This window comes from Pedobacter sp. P26 (genome assembly GCF_050632135.1).
Taxonomy (GTDB): domain Bacteria; phylum Bacteroidota; class Bacteroidia; order Sphingobacteriales; family Sphingobacteriaceae; genus Pedobacter.
On the sequence record NZ_CP192574.1, the window covers coordinates 770862 to 792824 of the forward strand.

A 21963-nucleotide genomic window follows, 5' to 3' on the forward strand; every position below is an offset into this window, starting at 1 on the left:
TATGGATGATGGGTGGATGGAAGGGATCCTTATGTATCTGTGGTTAAAATCCTTCGACTACGCTCAGGATGACAATCTTAACAAGATGATGATTAGTGAAATTCTCCGTGTTGACCTGTGTGTATCTGTGGTTAATTCTTCGACATCGCTAACATTGATAGAATCCACTAGAGCGGCCGTCATTCCCGCGCAGGTGGGAATCGTAATACAAAGCGCTTTAAGATTCCCAATCGAGTTGGGAATGACGATCTCTTGCAGCCCCTCAGGATGACGAAACGAGCGGATGATCGCATGAAGCCCATCATCCCTCTTACGTCATCCATCCCCTAAAACGCTTCCGCTAAACTGATATAAAACCCTGCCTGGCGTTTTTCATTTGGCAATTTTTCTCCTATACCATAATCTAAGCGAACGCTCAGACCTTTAGCCGGGTCGAAAAAGTAGCGGCCACCAACACCAAAATTTGGTTTTAATCCATCGCCATTAAATTGGCCGTTAGCAAATACTTTACCCGTACCAGCGAAAGCCACGATGCCGAAACGGTTCATAAAACGGTAGCGGATTTCGGCTTGTGCTGCCATCAGGTTTTCATCGCGGTAGCGGCCACTTATAGTAACCGCGCATCATCTGGTCGTTGCCCAGCTGTTGTAATAAATAAAATGGTGTACTTTTACTCTGTACGGTATAATAAATTCCCTGTACGCCCAAAACCACTTTTGGTGCCAAACTAAAGAAACCACGTAGGTCTACTTTAATCTGCGAGCCGTTAAAACTTTCTCCCCCAAAAAAATCCGGTGCATATTGATAGGTTGCCCTGCCGAAAAACCTTTGGTGGGGTAATTGTTGCTGTTGCGGGTATCGTAACTTTGCGATGCACCGATCCAGGCTACCGAACCACCATCTTTATCTAAAATTTGTGGGTTAGTGGTATAAATGCCTCCAGCTTGTTTATCTATAAAATGATAATTCTCAAAACCTAATGAAACACCTGTATAAGCTTTGGGTAAAGTATTCATTTCGGCATCAAAAAGTGTCTTAAAAACCCTTTGGTCTAGTTTGTCCTCATCTATTTTCTTAGCCTCGTTGCCTATACCATAAAAATTAAACGGCTGGTTTTTAAAACGAATATCGCCAATAAAGTGATATTTGTTTCCTTTGGTCCACATATCGCCTTTAAGCATAAAATTAGCTGTCTTTTTGGTGGAGTAGGTGGTGTTCAACGCGAAGTTCGAACTGCGGTTCAGTGTATCTTTACGGTCTACATAAAAAGAATAAATAGCACCAACACCAAATTCAAATCCGGTTTCCTGACTATAGCCAAAGGCTGGCAAAGGTAAAAAGCTGGCTTTACGCGTAGTATCTTTTTCGTTCGAGAGCATCTTCCTGATCAGTTTCATTTGTGCGAATGAACTTCCTGAAACGAGCGCCAGTAAAATAATCAGATAATATTTTTTCATCAAGTTTTTTTGATTTTATAGGCGATGAAGCTATCATGAGCATATCCTCGTATTGTGAGTGGTTTGCTCATGATGGTTTCATTACCGCAAAGAAAAGGAAATTTAGTAAGAAGTTGGTTAACTGGTTTAAACTTGAAATTAAATTCCCTATTATTAAATTTGCTTTTCACAGATCCTGAAACAAGTTCAGGAGGACGATCGCTGGGATTTCATGCAATGCCTGCCGCCACCTAAACCGGATTGCAGGGGAAAGCCCACAGGTGAGGTACGAACCGCGGACTTGTACCGGAAAGCCGGACTGGCTTTGATAGGGGCTAATTCAAGTGCTTTTCAAATAAAAAATACAATTTTCATGAAAGATCCTGAAACAAGTTCAGGAGGACGGCCTCTGATGGAATTTATCGACTTTAGACTGCAGACTAAGGACTCTAGACTAAACCAACGCCATGCCCTTAACGTTAAACACTTTTACGTTTTAACCTTTCGGCCTAAATACCTATTTTTGCGGCAAACAATACAAAACGAAATGAGCAATACAAGAGGACCAATATCTCAGTTTATGGAGCGTAATTACCTCCATTTTAATGCTGCGGCAATGATGGATGCGGCTAAAGGATACGAAACGCATTTGGATGAAGGTGGTAAAATGATGATCACACTTGCTGGTGCAATGAGTACTGCAGAATTGGGAATTTCACTTGCAGAGATGATCCGCCAGGATAAAGTGGCTATTATTTCTTGTACTGGTGCAAACCTTGAAGAAGATATTATGAACCTGGTAGCACATTCCCATTATAAACGTGTACCAAACTATCGAGATTTAAGTCCACAAGACGAATGGGACCTTTTAGAGAACCATTACAACCGCGTTACCGATACCTGTATCCCTGAAGAAGAAGCTTTCCGTCGTTTGCAAAAACACATCCATAAAATCTGGATGGATGCTGAAGCTGCAGGCGAGCGTTATTTTCCGCATGAGTTTATGTACAAAATGCTTTTGAGCGGCGATTTGGAGCAATACTATGAAATTGATCCTAAAAATTCATGGATGTTAGCTGCGGCAGAAAAGAATTTGCCAATTGTGGTACCAGGATGGGAAGATTCTACTATGGGTAACATCTTCGCCTCTTATGTAATGAAAAAGGAACTTACTGCAACCACAGTAAAAGGCGGTATTGAATATATGGGTTGGCTGGCCGATTGGTATATTGCAAACAGCGGTGGTAAAGGAATCGGCTTCTTCCAGATAGGTGGTGGTATTGCCGGCGATTTCCCGATCTGCGTGGTGCCAATGCTTTACCAGGATATGGAAATGGAAAATATTCCTTTCTGGAGTTATTTCTGCCAGATCTCGGATTCGACCACTTCTTATGGCTCTTATTCTGGTGCCGTACCAAACGAAAAGATCACGTGGGGTAAACTGGATATCCACACGCCAAAATTTATCGTAGAAAGTGATGCGACAATTGTAGCACCGTTAATGTTTGCCTGGATATTAAAACAATAATCAGAAAAAATAAATAAACCAAATTGGTTTATGGTATGCCCATTGGAGATAACCTGTCAAAAATGGGCATTTTTATTGGCTGAATGGCTGGAAATGACATTTGTTTAGAATGATTATAAATTGTATTTCAAGTCACTATTATGTCATGGGATTTATTAATAAGTTATACTTTTGTTCAAGTTTTGGTGGGGCTACCCCTAGTTCAGCATCAATTTCACAACAAAAAGTAAATTAAATAAGTATAAAGTGTTCATTATGAGAGATATCTCGATGATTTTAAAAAGCGTTTGGAAGTCGTTATTCGTATTTTCAGCAATTTCCGTAATAGCGGTTTCTACCGTAAATGCGCAGGATGCTAAAGAAGGAAGAACGCTTTTCAAAGCAAAATGTTCTTCGTGCCATGCGTTAGATCACAAAGTTGTTGGTCCGGCATTAGAAGGAGTAAGCGATCGTCACCCTGAAGCGTTCCTGTTAAAATGGATCCCTAACAACGCAGCAATGATTGCTGCCGGAGATCCTGCAGCTGTTAAATTATTTAACGATAATGGCAAAGTACCAATGACTACTTTCCCTGAGTTAGATGAAGCAAAAGTAAAAGATATCTTAGCGTACATTAAAGAGGGTGAGCCAAAAGCACCTGTTGATCCAAATGCACCTAAAGCTGGTACTGCAGAAAGTGGTACTTCAGGTTTATCAATTGCAGGTATTGTAGCTATCGTTGTATTGGCGATTGTTATTTTGGTAATCTTAGGCCGTGCTTCTAAATTGTTAGAGCGCCTGATTTTACAAAAACAAGGTATCGAGATTGAAGAAGATGTGCCATTAAAAGTTGGTGTGCGCAAGATGTTCAAAAACAAGAAATTTGTGATGTTCTTTATCTTGTGTTTAATCATCTGTTTAGGTTCATTCGGTTGGATGGGCATGTGGAATACTGGTGTTCATACCGGTTACCAGCCAGTTCAGCCAATTAAATTCTCTCACGAGTTGCACGCGGGTATCAATCAGATCGATTGTCAGTATTGCCACAACGGCGCATTTAAATCAAAAAATGCAACTATTCCTTCATTAAACGTTTGTATGAACTGCCATAAAGCTGTTCAGGCAAGAGATAAATATGATGGAGAGATTTCTCCTGAGATCAAAAAAATCTATAATGCTTTAGGTTACGATCCGGAAACACAGAAATATGATGAAGGTAAAGCTAAACCAATGGAGTGGGTACGTGTACACAACCTTCCGGATTTTGCTTACTTCAATCACTCTCAGCACGTAGTTGTTGCAGAAGATGCCATCCGTAAAGCAAAAGGATTACAACCAACAGAACCTGTATGTTTCGCTTGTCACGGCCCGGTTAATACCATGGAAGAAATTTATCAATATTCTCCACTAACCATGAAATGGTGTATTAACTGCCACAAAGAAACAGATATTTCTGGTCAGAAAAATAATGCTTTCTACGCTAAGGTTATCGAAGCGCACGAAAAGATTAAAAAAGGCGAGAAAATTACACCAGCGTTATTGGGTGGTTTAGAGTGTGGTAAATGCCACTATTAATAGATAGAGTTTAGTAAGAACATTCGAATAAACAGTAATATAGCTTAAATGGAAAGCAACAAAAAATACTGGAAAGGCTTAGAGGAGTATAACAATACACCCGATTTTGTTAAGAATAACAAAAACGAATTCGCCGAGCCACTTCCAATAGAAGATGTTTTAAATGAAGCAGGGTTAAGTACCGTTACCCCACGCCGCGACTTTTTAAAGGCGTTGGGTTTTGGTTTAGGTGCAGTAACTTTAGCAGCATGTCAAACTGCCCCTGTTCATAAATCTATTCCTTACCTGGTAAAACCTGAAGAGGTTACTCCAGGTATTCCTAACTATTATACTTCGAGCTTTAATGGCCAGAGTATTTTAGTTAAAACCAGAGAGGGGCGTCCAATTAAAATTGAACCAAATCCAAATGCGGGTCAATTTAACTGTGGTACAGATGCGAGAGCGCAGGCTTCGGTTTTAGATTTATATGATGTATCTAAACTAAAAGCACCAGCTTTAGTAAAAGATGGAAAAGTTGAAGAAACTACCTGGGCAAAAATCGACAGCTTTGTTAAAGGCGAGTTGGCAAAAGCACAGGCAGGCGGAAAGAAAATCCGCATTGTATCATCAACTGTAAACAGCCCGTCAACTAATGCTGTTATTGCACAGTTTATTGCAAAATATCCTGCTGCTAAATTGGTTCAGTACGATGCGGTTTCTTATACTGGTATTATCCAGGCCAACCAAAACAGTTTCGGTAAAGCAGTTTTACCTAAATACAATTTTGATAAGGCTGATTTAATTGTAAGTTTCAGTGCAGATTTCTTAGGTACCTGGATTAGCGGAGAAGAGTTTACTGCTCAATATACAGCTAACCGTAACTACAAATCGTTAGAAAATAAAAAAATGAGCCGCCACATTCAGTTCGAAAGTGGAATGAGTTTAACAGGTACCAATGCAGATACCCGTGTTCCGGTTAAATTATCGGAAGAAGGACCTGCTTTAATTGCTTTATATAATGCAATTACCGGCAGTGCTTTACCTGGTGGAACGTTGGGTAACAACACTACTGCCGATAAAGTAATTAAACTGGTAGCTAAAGAATTAGTACAAGCTAAAGGTAAAGGACTTGTGGTTTGTGGTTCGAACGATGTTTCTACACAAATTTTAGTAAATGCCATTAACGCCGCTATTGGAAGTTATGGAACTACTATCGATTTAGATAACCCTTGTTATTTATATGGAGGTAACGATGCCGAATTTAATGGCTTAGTTGCTGAAATGAACCGTGGTGAAGTTGGTGCTGTTTTATTCTTAAATAGTAACCCTGTTTACGATGCTGCAAATGCAAAAGCATTTACTGATGCATTAGCTAAGGTTCCTGCTAAAATTTCATTCTCTGATCGTGCTGACGAAACTGCTACCGCTTGTGATGCTATTGCTATTAACCATAACTATTTAGAATCATGGGGTGATGCAAATGCTTACGAAGGATATTATTCAATCGTTCAGCCAACCATCAACCCTGTTTTCAACAGCCGCCAGGCTGAAGAGAGTTTATTAACCTGGGCTGATGCTCCTGTTAAAGACTACTATCAGTTTGTACGCAGCAACTGGGAAGCTAAAATGCTACCAGCTGTTGGTTTAAAATGGGAAGAGGTTTTAGAAAAAGGTGTAGTTACTTCAACAGCTAAAGCTGCTGGTGCTTATTCATTCACGCAATCTTTAGCACAAGTTGCTACATCGATTGCAAACAACAGCAAAGCTTTAGATAAAGATGTTCAGTTACAGGTTTACGAAAACATCCCAATGCGTGATGGTAAAAATGCAAACAACGCATTCTTACAAGAATTACCTGATCCGGTTTCGAAAGTAACCTGGGATAACTTTGTTGCTCTTGCGCCAAAATTTGCTGAGAAATTAAAAGTTAAAGAATTTGATGTTGTAACGGTTAAAGGTAGCAACGGATATTCAATAGATCTTCCGGTATTGATCCAGCCAGGACAAGCACAGGGAACTGCATCTATCGCATTAGGTTATGGCCGTACCAAAGTTGGTAAAGCTGGTAACGATGTGGGTAAAAATGCTTTCCCTTTTGTTTCTTTTGTAAATGGAACATTCCAATATGCTACTTCGGTAACCATTACGCCAACAGGCGGTTATTATGAATTGGCTCAAACACAAACTCACCACTCTTTCGAGGGCCGTGCAGTGATTAAAGAAGCTACTTTTAAGGAGTACTTAAAAAATCCTGGTGCTGGTAACGAAAAAGGCGAACATAAAGATTACGATCTTTGGGATCAATACGAAAAACCAGGTAATAACTGGGTTATGGCAATTGATTTGAATGCTTGTACAGGTTGTGGTTCTTGTATTGTTGCCTGTAACGTAGAAAATAACATTCCTGTTGTAGGGCGTGATGAGGTTCGCCGTCGTCGTGAAATGCACTGGATCCGTATCGACCGTTATTACAGCTACGAAACTGCAGCTGGTGATGTAACCAAAGAGAAAGAAATTGCTAAGTTAGAAGACTTAGATCACGTTTCTGTGGTTCACCAACCTATGTTGTGCCAACACTGTGATCACGCACCTTGCGAAACAGTTTGTCCGGTATTGGCAACTGTACACTCAAGTGATGGTTTAAATCACATGGCTTACAACCGTTGCGTAGGTACACGTTACTGTGCAAATAACTGTCCGTATAAAGTACGTCGTTTCAACTGGTTTAACTACTGGAACGATTCACGTTTCGATAACTATTTAAATAACGAGTTTACCCAATTGGTTTTAAACCCTGATGTAACTACACGTTCAAGAGGGGTAATGGAAAAATGCTCTATGTGTATTCAACGTATACAAGGTGGCAAATTACAAGCTAAACTGGAGAAACGTCCATTAAAAGATGGCGATATTAAAATGGCTTGTCAGGAAGCTTGTTCAGCAAATGCGATTGTATTTGGTGATGCAAACGATCCAAATTCAGAGGTTTCAAAAGCATTACGTTCTGAGCGTATCTACTACGTATTAGAAGAGATCAATGTGAAACCGGGTATCGGCTACATGACAAAAATTAGAAATACAGATACAACAGTACAAGCGTAAGCTTTAGTATAAAGAAAATACAAATTATGTCAGGACATAACGAATCAATACTTAGAGAACCATTAATTACCGGAGATAACATCACGTATGCAAAAATTACGGATGATATTTTAAGCCCGGTAGAAAACAAGCCGAACAAGGCCTGGTGGATTGGTTTCATCGTTGCCTCATTAGGTGCTTTACTTTGGGTAGTGGCAGTAAGCTACACTTTCTGGAACGGTATCGGTGCATGGGGCTTAAATAAAACAGTTGGTTGGGCTTGGGATATCACCGGTTTCGTATGGTGGGTAGGTATCGGTCACGCTGGAACACTAATTTCAGCTGTACTATTACTCTTCCGTCAGAACTGGCGTAACTCCATCAACCGTTCGGCAGAGGCGATGACCATTTTCGCCGTAATCTGTGCCGCAACGTATGTTGTATCACACATGGGCCGTCCTTGGTTGGCATATTGGGTTTTACCTTTACCAAACCAGTTCGGATCATTATGGGTAAACTTTAACTCACCATTGGTGTGGGATATGTTTGCCATCTCTACTTACTTCTCTGTATCATTATTATTCTGGTACACAGGTTTATTACCAGATATCGCTACCATCCGCGATCGTGCAGTTGGCACACGTAGAAAAATCTATTCTATCTTCTCTTTTGGATGGAGTGGAAGTGTTAAAACCTGGCAACGTTTCGAAGCAGTTTCGTTAATCTTAGCTGGTATTTCTACACCACTTGTACTTTCGGTACACACTATTGTATCAATGGACTTTGCAACATCGGTAATTCCGGGATGGCACACCACCATCTTCCCGCCATACTTTGTGGCAGGGGCGATTTTCTCAGGCTTTGCGATGGTATTAACCTTATTATTGGTTGCACGTAAAGTATTGGGCTTGGAAAACTACATCACCATGTTCCACATTGAGTCGATGAATAAAATCATCATCTTAACCGGATCAATCGTAGGTGTGGCTTATTTAACTGAGTTCTTTATTGCCTGGTATTCAGGTTCAGAGTATGAACAGTATGCATTTATCAACAGATCTACAGGTCCTTACTGGTGGTCTTACTGGATGATGATGACTTGTAACGTAATCTCTCCTCAATTGTTATGGTTTAAAAAGATCCGTTTAAGCATTAAAGCTACCTGGATTTTATCAATCGTGGTAAACGTAGGTATGTGGTTCGAGCGTTTCGTAATTATCGTTACTTCATTACACCGCGATTATATTCCATCAAGTTGGGCAATGTTCTATCCAACCTGGGTTGATATCAGTGTATTCGTAGGTTCAATCGGTTTGTTCTTTACTTTATTCTTATTATTCTTAAGAGTATTGCCATCAATCGCTATAGCAGAGGTTAAATTATTATTAAAAACTGCAAGTGAGCAAGCTAAAATGAAACAGATTAAAGAAGGGCATGAGAATAAAGAATATGTAGCAGAGTACATAGAATCTTTAGAAAAATTTGATAGTGTTAAACAAGAAGATTACGCAAAAATATAACAATGAGTGATATCAAATATATTTTAGGCAGCTTTGGCGATCCTGACGAAATGATGCACGGCATCGAAAAGCTTCAGGAAAATAACATCAGCATTTATGATGTATATACACCGATGCCTATACACGGAATAGAAGCCAAATTAGGAATTAAAAGATCTAGAATCGATATCGCAGCATTTTGCTTTGGTATTACCGGTACTTGCTGTGCGTTCGCTTTGATTTATTTCTGCGCAGTAATCGATTGGAGAGTAAATATAGGTGGTAAACCATCATTTGCATTACCGGATTTTATTCCGATAATGTTCGAACTTACAGTATTATTCTGTGCTTTCGGTATGGTGTTAACTTATTATGCATCTACCCACTTATTTCCAGGAAGAGCACCTAGAGTGATGGATTTACGTGCTACTGATGATCGTTTTGTTATTGCGGTTGATGCAAAAGACAATGTAGAACATACTGTAATTGATGGATTATTAAAAGATGCAGGTGCTTTAGAAATAAAGTATAATGAAAGGAAGTACATTAGCTATGAATAAGAATAAATTTGTTTACACAGCGTTTTTAGCTATCGCTTTTGCAGCTACCTTTTCTGCTTGTAAAGATAAACGCAGTACTGGTTTAGAATACGCCAGAAACATGTATGATCCGATTGCTTACAATCCGGATCAACCGAACAAAAATTTTAAAGATGGTAAAACAGCTCAGTTGCCACCTGCACATACTAAACCGGTAGGTTTTACAGAATATGATGAGTATCCTAATACAAAAGAAGGATATGAAGCAGCAGGTTTGAGTATGGTTAACCCTTTACCGGTAGATACAGTTAATTTGGCTCAGGGTAAACACTTATTTACCGTTTTCTGTAGCCCTTGCCATGGCGAAAAAGGGGATGGACAAGGACACCTGGTTAAAATTGAGAAATTTAGCGGTGTACCTGCTTATCAAACAGGTTCATCATCTAGAGGTGGTAACATGGTTGATCTTACCGCAGGTAAAATTTACCACACCATTACGTACGGTGTAAATAACATGGGCTCGCATGCTTCGCAAATCTCACCAACAGATCGTTGGAAAGTGGTGATGTATGTTCAACAATTACAAAAAGGACAATAGTAAAGCAAATATAAATGGGAACTCACAATATTAATTTTAGTGAACAGTTTGAGTTTACAGGTAAAGTAAAAACATTAAGTATAGTTGGTATCGCTTTAGGTGTGGCTGCTATTGCTTTTGGTTTCTTAAGTGGCCTTCAAGAGCGTACTTTTGCCAACCTGTTGCTTATGGGATATTACTTCGCATGCGTTTGTATGTCGGGAATGTTTTTCTTAGCTGTTCAATTTGTTGCTCAGGCAGGTTGGTCTGCATCAATTTTACGTGTACCACAGGCAATGGCCAAAACATTGCCAATTGCTGCAGTTATACTTATTGCTATCGTATCTGCAGGTTTATTTATGGAGCATACAATTGTAGAACATGGACAAAGTGTTAGTGTACCTTATCTTTATAAACATTGGGCAACTCAGGGCCTGGCAGAAAAAGGTTCGGAACATTATGATGCGATTATTGCCGGTAAATCTGTATTTTTAAATAAGCCTTTCTTTTTAGGTCGTCAATTATTGTTTTTAGGTGTTTACAGTATTTTTGCAATGATGTTTGTTAAGTTTTCATATAATGAAGATTTAACTGGTGGTTTAAATTCTTACAGAAAGAGCTTTAAAAATGCTTGTATCTTCCTGGTAATTTACGGTTTTACAACACCAATTTTTGCTTTCGATACCATCATGTCATTAGAAGCACACTGGTTCTCAACCATGTTTGGTTGGTATAACTTTGCAGCAATGTGGGTAAGCAGTTTAGCGACTATTGCCATTATCATTATTTTATTAAGAAGAGCAGGTTACATGCAGTGGGTTAACAATAGCCACTTGCACAACTTAGGTCAGTTTATTTTTGGTTTCTCTATTTTCTGGACTTATGTATGGTTTGCTCAATTCTTATTGATCTACTATGCAAACATGCCTGAAGAGACTGTATATTTCTACAAACGTTTTGAATATTATAAATTCTGGTTTTTCTTAAACCTAGCCATGAATTTCTTAGCGCCGGTATTATTATTAATGGATAGAGATAACAAAAGGACCGATGCAAAATTATTATTTGTTTCTATCATCGTATTATTAGGTCACTGGGTAGATTACTACCAAATGATTATGCCAGGAGCCGTAGAAGAAGGACATAATGGTTTTGGAATTGTAGAAATTGGTACTGCAATAGGTTTCGTAGGATTGTTTACCTTTACGGTTTTAACATCATTAAGCAAAAAGCCGTTAATTGCAAAAAATCATCCATTATTACAAGAAAGTTTGCATCATCAACTATAGTGGTGATAAGATAAAGCAAATATTTAATTATTATTATAATTAGCAGTACAGCGTACTACTTTTAAGAAAATGAGTTTAAGAAAGTTTATAACGAATAAAACGACCGCAGCTTTAGCAGTATTGATTACTGCTTTTGCAAACACTAGCGTATTTGCGCAAGATGCAGCAGCAGATGCTGCCGCGGCACCGAAGGTTGATATGGGCGAGGTTTATAAATCGGTAATATTTTATATTCTGGTTTTCCTTGCTGTATGCTTATTCATTGCCATTATTGGTAAAGCAATAAAAGTGTATGAGTTAAGCCGCGAAGCACAAGGTAAGCCTGTTGGTATTAACTGGAACAGGGTACACGCAAGTTTATTTGCACTGTTTTTAGTGATCGGTTTATATGGTGTATATTGGGAATATACAGTGCATGGATCAATGTTACTTCCTGATGCAGCATCTGAGCACGGAAAGAAAATTGATAAGATGTTTAATTTAACATTAATCATCACCACTATTGTATTTGTAGTTACACACATTTTATTGTTCGGATTTTCTTATATCTATAAATACTCTGCTAAAAGAAAAGCTTACTACTATCCACACAATAATACGATCGAGAAAATCTGGACAATTGTTCCTGCTTTAGTATTGACCGTTTTGGTATTGATGGGTTTCTTAACCTGGAGATCTATTTTCTTTAAAGTTGAAGATCCAAACAATAAGCCATTGCAAATAGAGGTTACTTCTGAGCAGTTTAAATGGTCTATCCGTTATCCTGGTGCTGATGGAATTGTTGGTAACAAGAATTACAAGTTAACTACAGCTACCAACACATTGGGTATCGATTTTAAAGATATCAACTCTCGTGATGATGAAATGGCAGATGAGATGGTGCTTCCTGTGGGCAAACCAGTTAAACTTATTTTGACCAGTAAAGACGTAATTCACAGTTTTTATATGCCGCACTTCAGAGTACAGTTAAATACCGTACCAGGTATGAGAACGATATTTGAGTTTACGCCTACAAAGACTACTGCAGAAATGCAGCAAGAGACTAACGATCCTAACTTTAACTACCTTTTCTTATGTGCTAAAATTTGTGGTGCCGGTCACTACAATATGCAAAAAGTGGTACGCGTAGTTTCTGAGGCCGAGTATAAAACTTGGATTGCAGAGCAGAAAACATACTTAAACGACGATTTAAGAAAACAATTTAATTTGCCAGTGGCACCTGCAGCTGTAAAATCAGTAGCAGATTCAGCAGCTAAAGATTCAGCAGCTGTGAAAACTAACCAAATGGCTTTAAATAAATAATATTAAGCAGGAGCGAAAGAATTATGTCAACAATAGCATTACACGACGAACACAATCACGATCACGCTGATCATGGGCATCATAAAGAGACTTTGATTTCAAAGTACATCTTTAGTATGGATCATAAAATGATTGCCAAGCAATTTTTGATTACCGGTATTATTATGGCGGTAATTGCAATGGGCTTATCAATTTTATTCCGTATTCAATTGGCATGGCCAGATCAAAACTTTCCATTCTTAGAAACATTTTTAGGTAAATGGGCAGAAGGTGGCCGTATCAAACCCGATTTTTACCTCGCTTTGGTTACCATTCACGGTACCATCATGGTATTCTTTGTACTAACTGCTGGTTTAAGTGGTACATTTAGTAATTTACTTATTCCACTTCAGATAGGGGCAAGAGATATGGCTTCGCCATTCTTAAACATGCTTTCATACTGGTTCTTCTTTACTGCTTGTGTGGTAATGATGTCATCATTCTTTATACAGACGGGCCCTGCATCGGGTGGTTGGACAGTTTATCCGCCACTATCTGTTGTTGCCAAGGCAATGCCAGGTTCAGGAATGGGTATGACTTTATGGTTAATCAGTATGGTCCTTTTCGTAGCATCATCTTTAATGGGTGGTATCAACTACGTCAGTACAATTTTAAACATGCGTACTAAAGGTATGGACCTTTGGAAAATGCCATTAACCATTTGGGCTTTCTTTTTGACTGCTATTTTAGGTATCTTATCCTTCCCTGTTCTTGTAGCTGGGGTAGTGTTAATGGTATTCGACCGTAGCTTCGGTACAAGTTTCTACTTATCAGATATCGTAATGGGTACTGATATTTTACCAAATGAAGGTGGTTCTCCAATTTTATGGCAACACTTATTCTGGTTCTTAGGTCACCCTGAGGTATACATTGTAATTATGCCAGCTTTGGGTATCTCGTCTGAGGTTATCTCTGTAAACTCACGTAAACCGATCTTCGGTTACCATGCAATGGTTTACTCTTTAATTGGTATTACTGTATTGTCATTCATTGTTTGGGGTCACCACATGTTTGTAACCGGTATGAATCCATTGTTAGGTGGTGTATTTATGATTACCACGTTAATCATCGCGGTACCATCAGCAGTAAAAACATTCAACTATTTAGCTACATTATGGCGTGGTAATATCCGTTTCACTCCGGCAATGTTATTTGCTATTGGTTTAGTTTCATTTTTTATCTCTGGTGGTTTAACCGGTATCTTCTTAGGAAATGCATCTTTAGATATTAACTTACACGATACTTACTTTGTTGTTGCCCACTTCCACCTGGTAATGGGATCTGCAGCAATCTTTGGTATGCTTGCAGGTGTGTATCATTGGTTCCCTAAAATGTTCGGTAGAATGATGAATGCTAAATTAGGTTACTTACACTTCTGGTTAACTTTCATTGCAGCTTACCTGGTATTCTTCCCACTTCACTTCTTAGGTTTAGATGGTGTACCTCGTCGTTACTATGCATTTACCGAGTTCGAATTCATGAAAAAATGGTTAACCGTTAACGTATTTGTAACATGGGCAGCTATTATGGCAGCACTTGCGCAGGTAGCTTTCTTGTTTAACTTCTTTTATTCAATCTTTAAAGGAAAAGTATCTCCTCAAAATCCATGGGAATCTAATACTTTAGAATGGACTGCACCTGTTGAACATTTACACGGTAACTGGCCAGGAGAAATCCCAACAGTTTACAGATGGCCATACGATTACAGCAAACCAGGACATGATGCAGATTTTATTCCTCAAACCGTTCCTTTCTCTCAAACCATGAGCTCTAACTTGCCTCACGATTTTGAAGGAAATGAGGAAGCAGAAAAAATCCAGCAAGATTGGGAGCTAGCCAATCCTGTTACAGAAAACAAGGGCTAGTTTAAGCTTAAAACAAAATTTTAAAAGGGGTATCTGATTAAGTTTCTGCTTATCCGGATACCCTTTTCATCTTAATAGATATATGGTCAGCAGATCAGAGCAGCGTTTCATTAGAATTAATCTTATAACCATCATAGTTACGCTATTGGTTATACTTGCCGGTGGTATTGTGCGCAGTACCGGATCGGGCATGGGTTGTCCGGATTGGCCTAAATGCTTCGATCGTTATATTCCACCAACCGATGTATCACAGCTTCCTGCTAACTATAAAGAAAAATATGTTGCAGGCAGATTGAAAAAGAATGAAAAATTTGCCAAATATCTGGAAAGCATGGGTAAAGTTGCCTTAGCTGATAGTATCAGGCACGATCAGAGCATTACTATACCCGAAGAGTTTAATCCGGCTAAAACCTGGACGGAGTACTTAAACCGCTTGGCTGGGGTAGCAGCAGGAATATTCCTGTTTTTGACGGCTGTTTATTCTTTTACTTACCGTAAAACAGCAAAACGGATTATTTTGCTGAGTATCCTCAACATTTTTGTAGTAGGGTATCAGGCCTGGTTAGGTTCCATAGTGGTATCAACCAATCTGGCACAATGGGTAGTAACGGTACACATGCTTTTGGCACTGGTTATTTTAGCGATATCGATCTATACCTACAATTATGCGAAACAGCTAAATAAAGCACCTTCGGTAATTATGTACAGGATATTATGGCTGAAAGGGTTTTTGTTCTTTACACTAGTAGTTAGTATTATCCAGATCGTTTTGGGTACTGATGTGAGGGAAGCTGTTGATGTAATTGCAAAGTCTTTAGCCTATAGTGGAAAAGCATTATGGATATCCAAGGTAGGAAGTGTTTTTTCTTATCACCGCGATTTGGCTATATTGGTAATCATCACCAATGGTGTGGTTTATAAAATGGTTATTGATCGTTTTAGTGGCAAAGCTGCTCCATTGTTAACAGCAAGGTTTATTTTAATTACGCTTTTAGTTCAGTTATTAAGTGGTTTAGCTTTAGCATATATTGCTTTTCCACCTGCAGCGCAGGCATTACATATTCTGTTCTCTACGCTGTTGTTTAGTTTACAGTTTTACCTGTACTTATTGGTTTACAGAACAAGTACATATAAACAATAATATTTAAGAAAATTGAAGCAATATCTTTCAGATTTTTCTAAGCTTATCAAATTCAGGCTATCGTTTACGGTAGTATTTTCGGCATCAATCTCCTTTTTGATCGGGCAGAAAATGCAGGTAGGTAGAGGCCATATTCCCAGCATTGATTGGGGAAATTGGTTAATCTTGGTTGCAGGTGGTTTTTTAGTAACTGCGGCTGCAAACTGTTTTAACGAAATTATAGAGAAAGATTTGGATAAGTTAATGTCAAGAACCAAAGACCGTCCGATGCCTGCAGGTAGGATGACAACCGGGCAGGGATTGATTTTGGGTGTTTTTATGGCTTTTTTAGGTACCTGGTTATTGGGTAAGTTAAACCTTGAAACAGGTTTACTTTCTGTGTTTTCAATACTGTTATATGCTTTTGCTTACACACCGCTAAAGAGGAAATCACCGATTGCTGTTTTTGTAGGTGCTATTCCAGGAGCTTTACCACCGCTTATTGGTTATCTTGCTGCATTTGGTAGTTTAAAAGCCGAAATGTTCCACGAAATTGATTATTATATTGCAGGAATCTTATTTTTAATCCAGTTTGTATGGCAGTTTCCTCATTTTTGGGCGATTGCATGGGTTTTGGATGATGATTACAAAAAAGCTGGTTTTAGGTTATTACCTACCAAAAAAGAGATAAAACATCAGCGCTGCTTACCTTTTTAAGTACGCTGATTTTAATACCTGTTAGTTTATTGCCAACCATTTACGGATTTGGCGGTTATTACATTGCAGGTTTATCTTTAATAGCGGGAATTATTTTTAGCTGGCTGGCTTTTAAACTTTTAATGAGCAGAGAATTGGCCGATGCCAGGAAAGTAATGTTTTGTTCGTTTTTTTACATCCCGGCTGTACAGCTGGGCTTATTATTAAATTTTATAGCAAAATAATTTATGGTGCTAACAATGGAAAAGATGCAGGATACGTTTGACCCAAAACCAAGAAAATTTATTGTTTGGTTATTTGTCGTATCGTCAACAATTATGTTTGGAGGCTTTACCAGTTATTATCTGGTATTCGCCGCCTCAAAAGGAAAGGGACACGGTTTAGTGTTGCCCGATGCCTTTATTTACTCTAGTTTGGTTATTATTGCGAGCAGCATCACTTTAGTGTTGGCTTCGAGGGCTTTAAAAAAACTTAATTTTAGCTTACAGCGCATTATGCTCTGGATTACCGTAATACTGGCTATTGCCTTTGGTGTAATGCAGTTTAACGCCTGGGGGAGTATGGTGAGAACCGGAGCTACTTTGGTAGGAAATAACGCCGCAATATCATTTATATATGTGGTATCTGGTATGCACCTTTTACACATTATTGCTGGTGTAGGCCTTATTATTAATGCTTTAGCTGGTAGCTACAAAAGCCTGCCAGTTGCGAAAGTCCAATACAGGATGGAAATTGCTTCTATTTTTTGGCATTTTATAGATATATTATGGATATATCTGTATGTTTTTTTACTTTTGAACCGTTAAATTTGTTAACAAACTATTATACTATTTCCAAATGAATGCAGTATCACAATTAGATCAAGTTAAAACCGGACCATGGAATGGTGGTCGTTCTCCGTGGTCGGTAGAATATGGTAAAATCATGATGTGGTTTTTCCTATTATCAGATGCTTTTACCTTTTCATCTTTATTGATCTACTACGGCGCTCAGCGTTTTTCTAAATTAACATGGCCAGCTCCAGATAAAGTTTTTCAATCAATTCCAGGTATCGCCGAACACGGTGCACCATTGGTTTTCGTTGGTATCATGACTTTTATCTTAATTATGAGTTCGGTAACCATGGTTTTAGCGGTAGAGGCAGGTCACAGACGTGCTAAAAAAGAAGTTATCGGCTGGATGATTGCAACCATTATTGGTGGTTTTATGTTTTTAGGCTGTCAGGCAATTGAGTGGACTCACTTACACCATGATGGTTTCTGGTGGGGACACATTCCTTCTGCTGAGGAGTTAAAGCACTTTTTCCTTAAACCTGAAGATGTTTCCTTAATAGCCGCGCAACAATTTGCAAACTTATTTTTCACCATCACCGGTTTTCACGGTTTCCACGTATTTAGCGGTGTTATAATTAACATCATTATATTAATCATGACGATAAACGGAACTTTCGAAAGAAGAGGCCACTATTTAATGGTTGAAAAAGTTGGTTTATACTGGCACTTCGTAGATTTAGTTTGGGTGTTCGTATTTACATTCTTCTATTTGGTTTAATTTATCATATTATAAAAATATTTCTATGTCAGAGCACACACATACAACAGAAGAACACGTACACGATGACCACGCAGGTTTATCGAAGGGTAAAATCTGGAAGGTTTTTGGAATCCTTTTATTAATTACGGTAATTGAATTTATCATTGCACTGGTGTTAATTCCTAAAGGATATATGACCCAGCACATTGGTAACTATGTTTATATCGTTTTAACACTATTAAAAGCATTTTATATTGTAGCTTATTTCATGCACTTAAAGTATGAGAAACTGGGCTTGCAGTTAGCCTTAACAGTATCGTTCATTTTCATTATTTACTTTATTGTTTTAATGCTGATAGAAGGTGGGTTTTTAAACATCCACATGATGAACCATTAATGAAAAGAAACCCTATAAAAAGGTAATAATCCTGGTAAGCATTTTAGCTATACCGGGATTTTTGTTTTTTTACTTATTGCCACACTTTGCAAAGAACAGGTATAAGAGTTTGCCCATCTTTGGTGAAAAGGTTGTTGCCACAACTTTCCATAGTGTAAAGGGCAAGAAGATACCCGATACCATTTACCACCAGGTTCCAGATTTTAAACTGATCAATCAACATCAAGATACCGTTAGCTGGAAATCGTTAGAGAACAAAATTGTGGTGCTTAACCTGTTTTATTCAGGTGCAGGTAGTCAACAGGCAAATAAATATATCAAACAACTATCTGATGGCTATGAACAAAAGCCCCTGGTTAAATTTTTAAGCCTATCTGTTGATCCTGGTGATACGGTTCAGATCAAAGATTTTGCAGCTCATTTTAAAGCAAAAGAAGGTAAATGGGACTTTTTAGCTGGCGATACTGCACAAACCTATCCGCTTATCAGAAAAGGCTTGCTGCTTGATATAGTAGCAAACGATGCCAATGGAAAGCGCAGTTTCATATTTAGCAATAAAATAGTGCTTGTTGATAATTTACACCGCATAAGAGGTATTTATGATGCCGACGATGCAGGAGCGAACGCTAAGTTGGAAGATGAGATAAAAGTACTTATTGCGGAGTATTTAAGGAATATTAAAGATGGTAGGTAGTTTAGTCTGCAGTCTTTAGTCAAAAGTCCAAAGTCTCTTGTCCGGGTTTGAAGCAAAATAATAATTATAAAAAGATTTAATATTCATGGAAAATAGTCCGATTGAGAAAAAGTATAATAAGTGGATCATAATTCTTTCTATCCTTATACCTGTAGCTGTAGCCTTTTTATTTGTGGTAAAGCTAAAAGATTTAGGCATTGATGCACCAACCCTGCCTTTTTACCACCAATATACGCTACCATAAATGGGATTACAGCCACACTATTGGTAATTGCGGTTTGGGCAATAAAAAACGGAAAGATACAATTGCACCAAAATTTAATGAAAACAGCAATAGGCTGCTCTTTATTGTTTTTGGTGATGTACATCGCATACCATATGACTACGCCCTCTACTAAGTTTGGAGGGGATGGAGTAATAAAACATGCTTATTTCTTTATTTTATTAACACATATCTTATTGTCAATTGCAATTATTCCCTTGGTTTTGGTTACTTATGTGAGAGCTTTGGCCGAGCGTTTTGATCGTCACAGAAAAATTGCACGGATAACATTTCCATTATGGCTATATGTTGCTATAACTGGTGTGGTGGTCTATTTGATGATTTCGCCATATTATCAGTACTAAAGATGTATTAATGATAAAAAATTTGAAAAACCTTACTCAGAAATGTAAGGTTTTTTTGATTATAGGAATTTTGCCTACAGAAGATATTTGCTTTAACCCATTTTTTTTCACTTTTATGTATATTATATCACACAAAAGGATTCATAAAATTTGTATGTAAATATACCAATTGACTAATTTATGGCGCTAGGAAGGATAGAAGATGAACGTAGGCTTATAGAAAAAATCGTAGAGGGAGATGAGCAGGCCTTTTCTGTTTTATTCTTCAAATATCTTCCAGTACTCCACATTTTTGCTGCTAAGTTCACCAAGTCGGATGATGCTGCCGAAGAAATTATTCAAGATGCATTTTTAAGAGTCTGGCTAAATCGCGATAAATTGGCTGAAGTAGATAATGTGAAAGCCTATCTATATAAATATGTTTCTAACGAATGTTTAAGTTACCTGCGTAAAAAATTAAAAGAAGATAGAGTTGTTGATGCATTTACTGCCAAACAACAAAATAGCCATAATAACACTGTAGAAACTATTAATTTAAATGAGGTAACAAAAATTATTGCTATTGCGGTAGATAAATTACCTGATCAGCGGAAAAATATATACCAATTAAGTAGACGCGATGGTAAAACTATTCCTGAAATAGCAGAAATACTTAATATTTCTCCAAATACGGTTAAAAATGCCCTTGTAATTGCCTTAAAATCGATACGTATACACCTCGATCAACACGGTATTGTGTTCTTTTTCCCAATTGTTTTTTTCTTTTTGAAAATAAAATAGAAAAAAATTAATATCCCGGTAGTCCTGATTTTGTTTTGCTGCTTCTTAGTATCAGAATCTTTATGGAACGTATACATTATCTATTGCAACAGTTTACAGCTAAGACCTTAAGTCAGTCCGAAAAGGAAGAACTTTTAGTGTTGGCCGAAAACAGCACATCACTGCTTTCTGAAGAAATCGTGAAAATGATTACCGAAGAAGAAGCGCATGCTGTTAATGTTGTGGAGGAAAAATGGAATCCTGTTCTCCATAAAATTCTGGCGGTAGACAAGCCAACCCGATCGCCTAAACGAATTCTAATGAATAGTTTAAAGTGGGCTGCCGCTGCTGCTGTTTTTATTGCATTTTCTTTAACTGCCTACCTTTCTCAACAGAAAAAGAAAGAGCACGTTTTTGCTACTGATGTAGCGCCCGGAAAAAATAAAGCTATTCTTACTCTGGCTGATGGAAGGAAAATTTCACTTTCAGATGCTATGAAAGGCGATATAGCCAAAGAAGCTGGTTTTTCTATCACTAAAACTGCCGATGGCCAGTTGGTGTATAATGTTGCCGGATCTGAAAATGTAAATGATACCAGATTAAATACCATTTCAACCCCAAATGGCGGCGAGTGGCAAATCCAGTTACCTGATGGTTCTACGGTTTGGCTAAATGCAGCATCTTCAGTTCAATACTCATTAAACATTGGAACTGCAAAACAGCGTGTAGTTAAGTTAGACGGTGAAGCTTATTTTGAAGTCGCTAAAAATGCATCACATCCTTTTATTGTAGAAACAGATAAACAAGCTGTTGAGGTATTGGGTACGCACTTTAACATTAACAGCTATAAAGATGAAAAGGTAACTAAAACCACTTTGTTGGAAGGAAGTGTGCGTGTTACTCATAAAAATACCAATGAGAGCGAAGTACTTAAACCCGGAGAACAATCACTGGTATCTGTTTCCGGTATTGCCATAAAAGAAGTAGATGTTGATGAAGCAATAGCCTGGAAAAAGGGCTATTTTATGTTTAATAATGAAAGGCAGGAAAGCATTTTACGTAAAGTTGCCCGTTGGTACAATGTAGAAATAGAATATGCTGATCCTGCTGCAAAAGATGTAATGTACTACGGAACAGTAAGCCGTTTCGAAAAAATATCAAAAATGCTGACAAAGTTTGAAAAAACCGGGGAAGTATATTTTGATATTAAGGGCAATAAATTAATTGTTCATAAAGAATAAATGATAACAGATGAAGGCATAACTAACCTTTATCTCTAAAAATAAACAACTAATTAATCAACCTTTAACCTAACAAATCATGAATAAACTTCGACAACACTCCTAACTATTCAGTGCTGAATTAATAAAAAAGGAGTGCCTGAAACACCCCTTTTATATCTGTTTAGCCACTCCGTAAAACGGAATC

The 21963-nt window shown here is 38.0% G+C and carries 22 protein-coding genes; 20 read left to right on the top strand and 2 right to left on the bottom strand.

Features of this window, described 5'->3' with window-relative positions; translation table 11 throughout:
- Positions 1-326 precede the first annotated feature (326 nt).
- Complete coding sequence (locus ACQ86H_RS03760) at positions 327-581, bottom strand: hypothetical protein (protein ID WP_431293896.1); 255 nt, start codon at positions 579-581, stop codon at positions 327-329.
- A gap of 165 nt (positions 582-746) precedes the next feature.
- The gene (locus tag ACQ86H_RS03765) at positions 747-1457 is read right to left on the bottom strand and encodes a hypothetical protein (RefSeq protein WP_431293897.1); all 711 of its coding nucleotides are present in this window, start codon (positions 1455-1457) and stop codon (positions 747-749) included.
- Positions 1458-1983: 526 nt separating this feature from the next.
- On the opposite strand from ACQ86H_RS03765, the gene ACQ86H_RS03770 reads away from it, so the two are divergent.
- The 20 genes from ACQ86H_RS03770 (at position 1984) to ACQ86H_RS03865 (ending at position 21776) form a co-directional block, all read left to right on the top strand.
- On the top strand, positions 1984-2964 hold the full coding sequence (locus ACQ86H_RS03770) for a deoxyhypusine synthase family protein (protein WP_121284005.1): 981 nt from the start codon (positions 1984-1986) through the stop codon (positions 2962-2964).
- 255 nt (positions 2965-3219) lie between these two features.
- Complete coding sequence (locus tag ACQ86H_RS03775) at positions 3220-4518, top strand: c-type cytochrome (protein ID WP_138818626.1); 1299 nt, start codon at positions 3220-3222, stop codon at positions 4516-4518.
- A gap of 48 nt (positions 4519-4566) precedes the next feature.
- On the top strand, positions 4567-7599 hold the full coding sequence (locus tag ACQ86H_RS03780; RefSeq protein ID WP_431293898.1) for a TAT-variant-translocated molybdopterin oxidoreductase: 3033 nt from the start codon (positions 4567-4569) through the stop codon (positions 7597-7599).
- Between the two features lie 26 nt (positions 7600-7625).
- Entirely contained in the window at positions 7626-9098 is a 1473-nt protein-coding gene (gene nrfD, locus ACQ86H_RS03785; RefSeq protein WP_138818622.1) for an NrfD/PsrC family molybdoenzyme membrane anchor subunit, read from the top strand.
- Positions 9099-9100: 2 nt separating this feature from the next.
- Complete coding sequence (locus ACQ86H_RS03790) at positions 9101-9637, top strand: DUF3341 domain-containing protein (protein WP_090498415.1); 537 nt, start codon at positions 9101-9103, stop codon at positions 9635-9637.
- The gene (locus ACQ86H_RS03795) at positions 9609-10214 is read left to right on the top strand and encodes a c-type cytochrome (protein WP_138818620.1); all 606 of its coding nucleotides are present in this window, start codon (positions 9609-9611) and stop codon (positions 10212-10214) included. Before ACQ86H_RS03790 ends, ACQ86H_RS03795 begins: the two co-directional genes overlap by 29 nt.
- A gap of 14 nt (positions 10215-10228) precedes the next feature.
- Positions 10229-11482, top strand: coding sequence for a quinol:cytochrome C oxidoreductase (locus tag ACQ86H_RS03800; RefSeq protein ID WP_138818618.1), 1254 nt, complete (start codon positions 10229-10231; stop codon positions 11480-11482).
- Positions 11483-11551: 69 nt separating this feature from the next.
- Positions 11552-12784 carry a cytochrome c oxidase subunit II gene (locus tag ACQ86H_RS03805; RefSeq protein WP_431293899.1) on the top strand — a complete coding sequence of 411 codons (1233 nt, stop codon included), beginning with the start codon at positions 11552-11554 and terminating at the stop codon, positions 12782-12784.
- Between the two features lie 23 nt (positions 12785-12807).
- On the top strand, positions 12808-14688 hold the full coding sequence (locus tag ACQ86H_RS03810; RefSeq protein WP_210419393.1) for a cytochrome c oxidase subunit I: 1881 nt from the start codon (positions 12808-12810) through the stop codon (positions 14686-14688).
- 82 nt (positions 14689-14770) lie between these two features.
- A complete protein-coding gene (locus ACQ86H_RS03815; RefSeq protein ID WP_138818614.1) occupies positions 14771-15829 on the top strand; it encodes a COX15/CtaA family protein in 1059 nt (352 codons plus the stop codon).
- 12 nt (positions 15830-15841) lie between these two features.
- Positions 15842-16525, top strand: coding sequence for a protoheme IX farnesyltransferase (locus ACQ86H_RS03820; RefSeq protein WP_431293900.1), 684 nt, complete (start codon positions 15842-15844; stop codon positions 16523-16525).
- Positions 16526-16554: 29 nt separating this feature from the next.
- Positions 16555-16749, top strand: a complete 195-nt coding sequence (locus ACQ86H_RS03825) for a hypothetical protein (RefSeq protein WP_431293901.1) — start codon at positions 16555-16557, stop codon at positions 16747-16749.
- 15 nt (positions 16750-16764) lie between these two features.
- Positions 16765-17331, top strand: coding sequence for a cytochrome c oxidase subunit 3 (locus ACQ86H_RS03830; protein WP_138818610.1), 567 nt, complete (start codon positions 16765-16767; stop codon positions 17329-17331).
- 31 nt (positions 17332-17362) lie between these two features.
- Complete coding sequence (locus ACQ86H_RS03835; RefSeq protein WP_138818608.1) at positions 17363-18076, top strand: cytochrome c oxidase subunit 3; 714 nt, start codon at positions 17363-17365, stop codon at positions 18074-18076.
- A 25-nt stretch (positions 18077-18101) separates the two neighbouring features.
- Positions 18102-18455 carry a cytochrome C oxidase subunit IV family protein gene (locus ACQ86H_RS03840; RefSeq protein ID WP_138818606.1) on the top strand — a complete coding sequence of 118 codons (354 nt, stop codon included), beginning with the start codon at positions 18102-18104 and terminating at the stop codon, positions 18453-18455.
- A 61-nt stretch (positions 18456-18516) separates the two neighbouring features.
- Complete coding sequence (locus ACQ86H_RS03845) at positions 18517-19149, top strand: SCO family protein (protein ID WP_431293902.1); 633 nt, start codon at positions 18517-18519, stop codon at positions 19147-19149.
- Between the two features lie 85 nt (positions 19150-19234).
- Complete coding sequence (locus ACQ86H_RS03850) at positions 19235-19393, top strand: hypothetical protein (protein WP_431293903.1); 159 nt, start codon at positions 19235-19237, stop codon at positions 19391-19393.
- Between the two features lie 20 nt (positions 19394-19413).
- Entirely contained in the window at positions 19414-19776 is a 363-nt protein-coding gene (locus ACQ86H_RS03855; RefSeq protein WP_431293904.1) for a DUF420 domain-containing protein, read from the top strand.
- Between the two features lie 180 nt (positions 19777-19956).
- Positions 19957-20556: an RNA polymerase sigma-70 factor gene (locus ACQ86H_RS03860; protein WP_431293905.1), complete on the top strand. Its 600-nt coding sequence runs from the start codon at positions 19957-19959 to the stop codon at positions 20554-20556.
- 62 nt (positions 20557-20618) lie between these two features.
- On the top strand, positions 20619-21776 hold the full coding sequence (locus ACQ86H_RS03865) for a FecR family protein (RefSeq protein WP_431293906.1): 1158 nt from the start codon (positions 20619-20621) through the stop codon (positions 21774-21776).
- Positions 21777-21963: the final 187 nt, after the last annotated feature.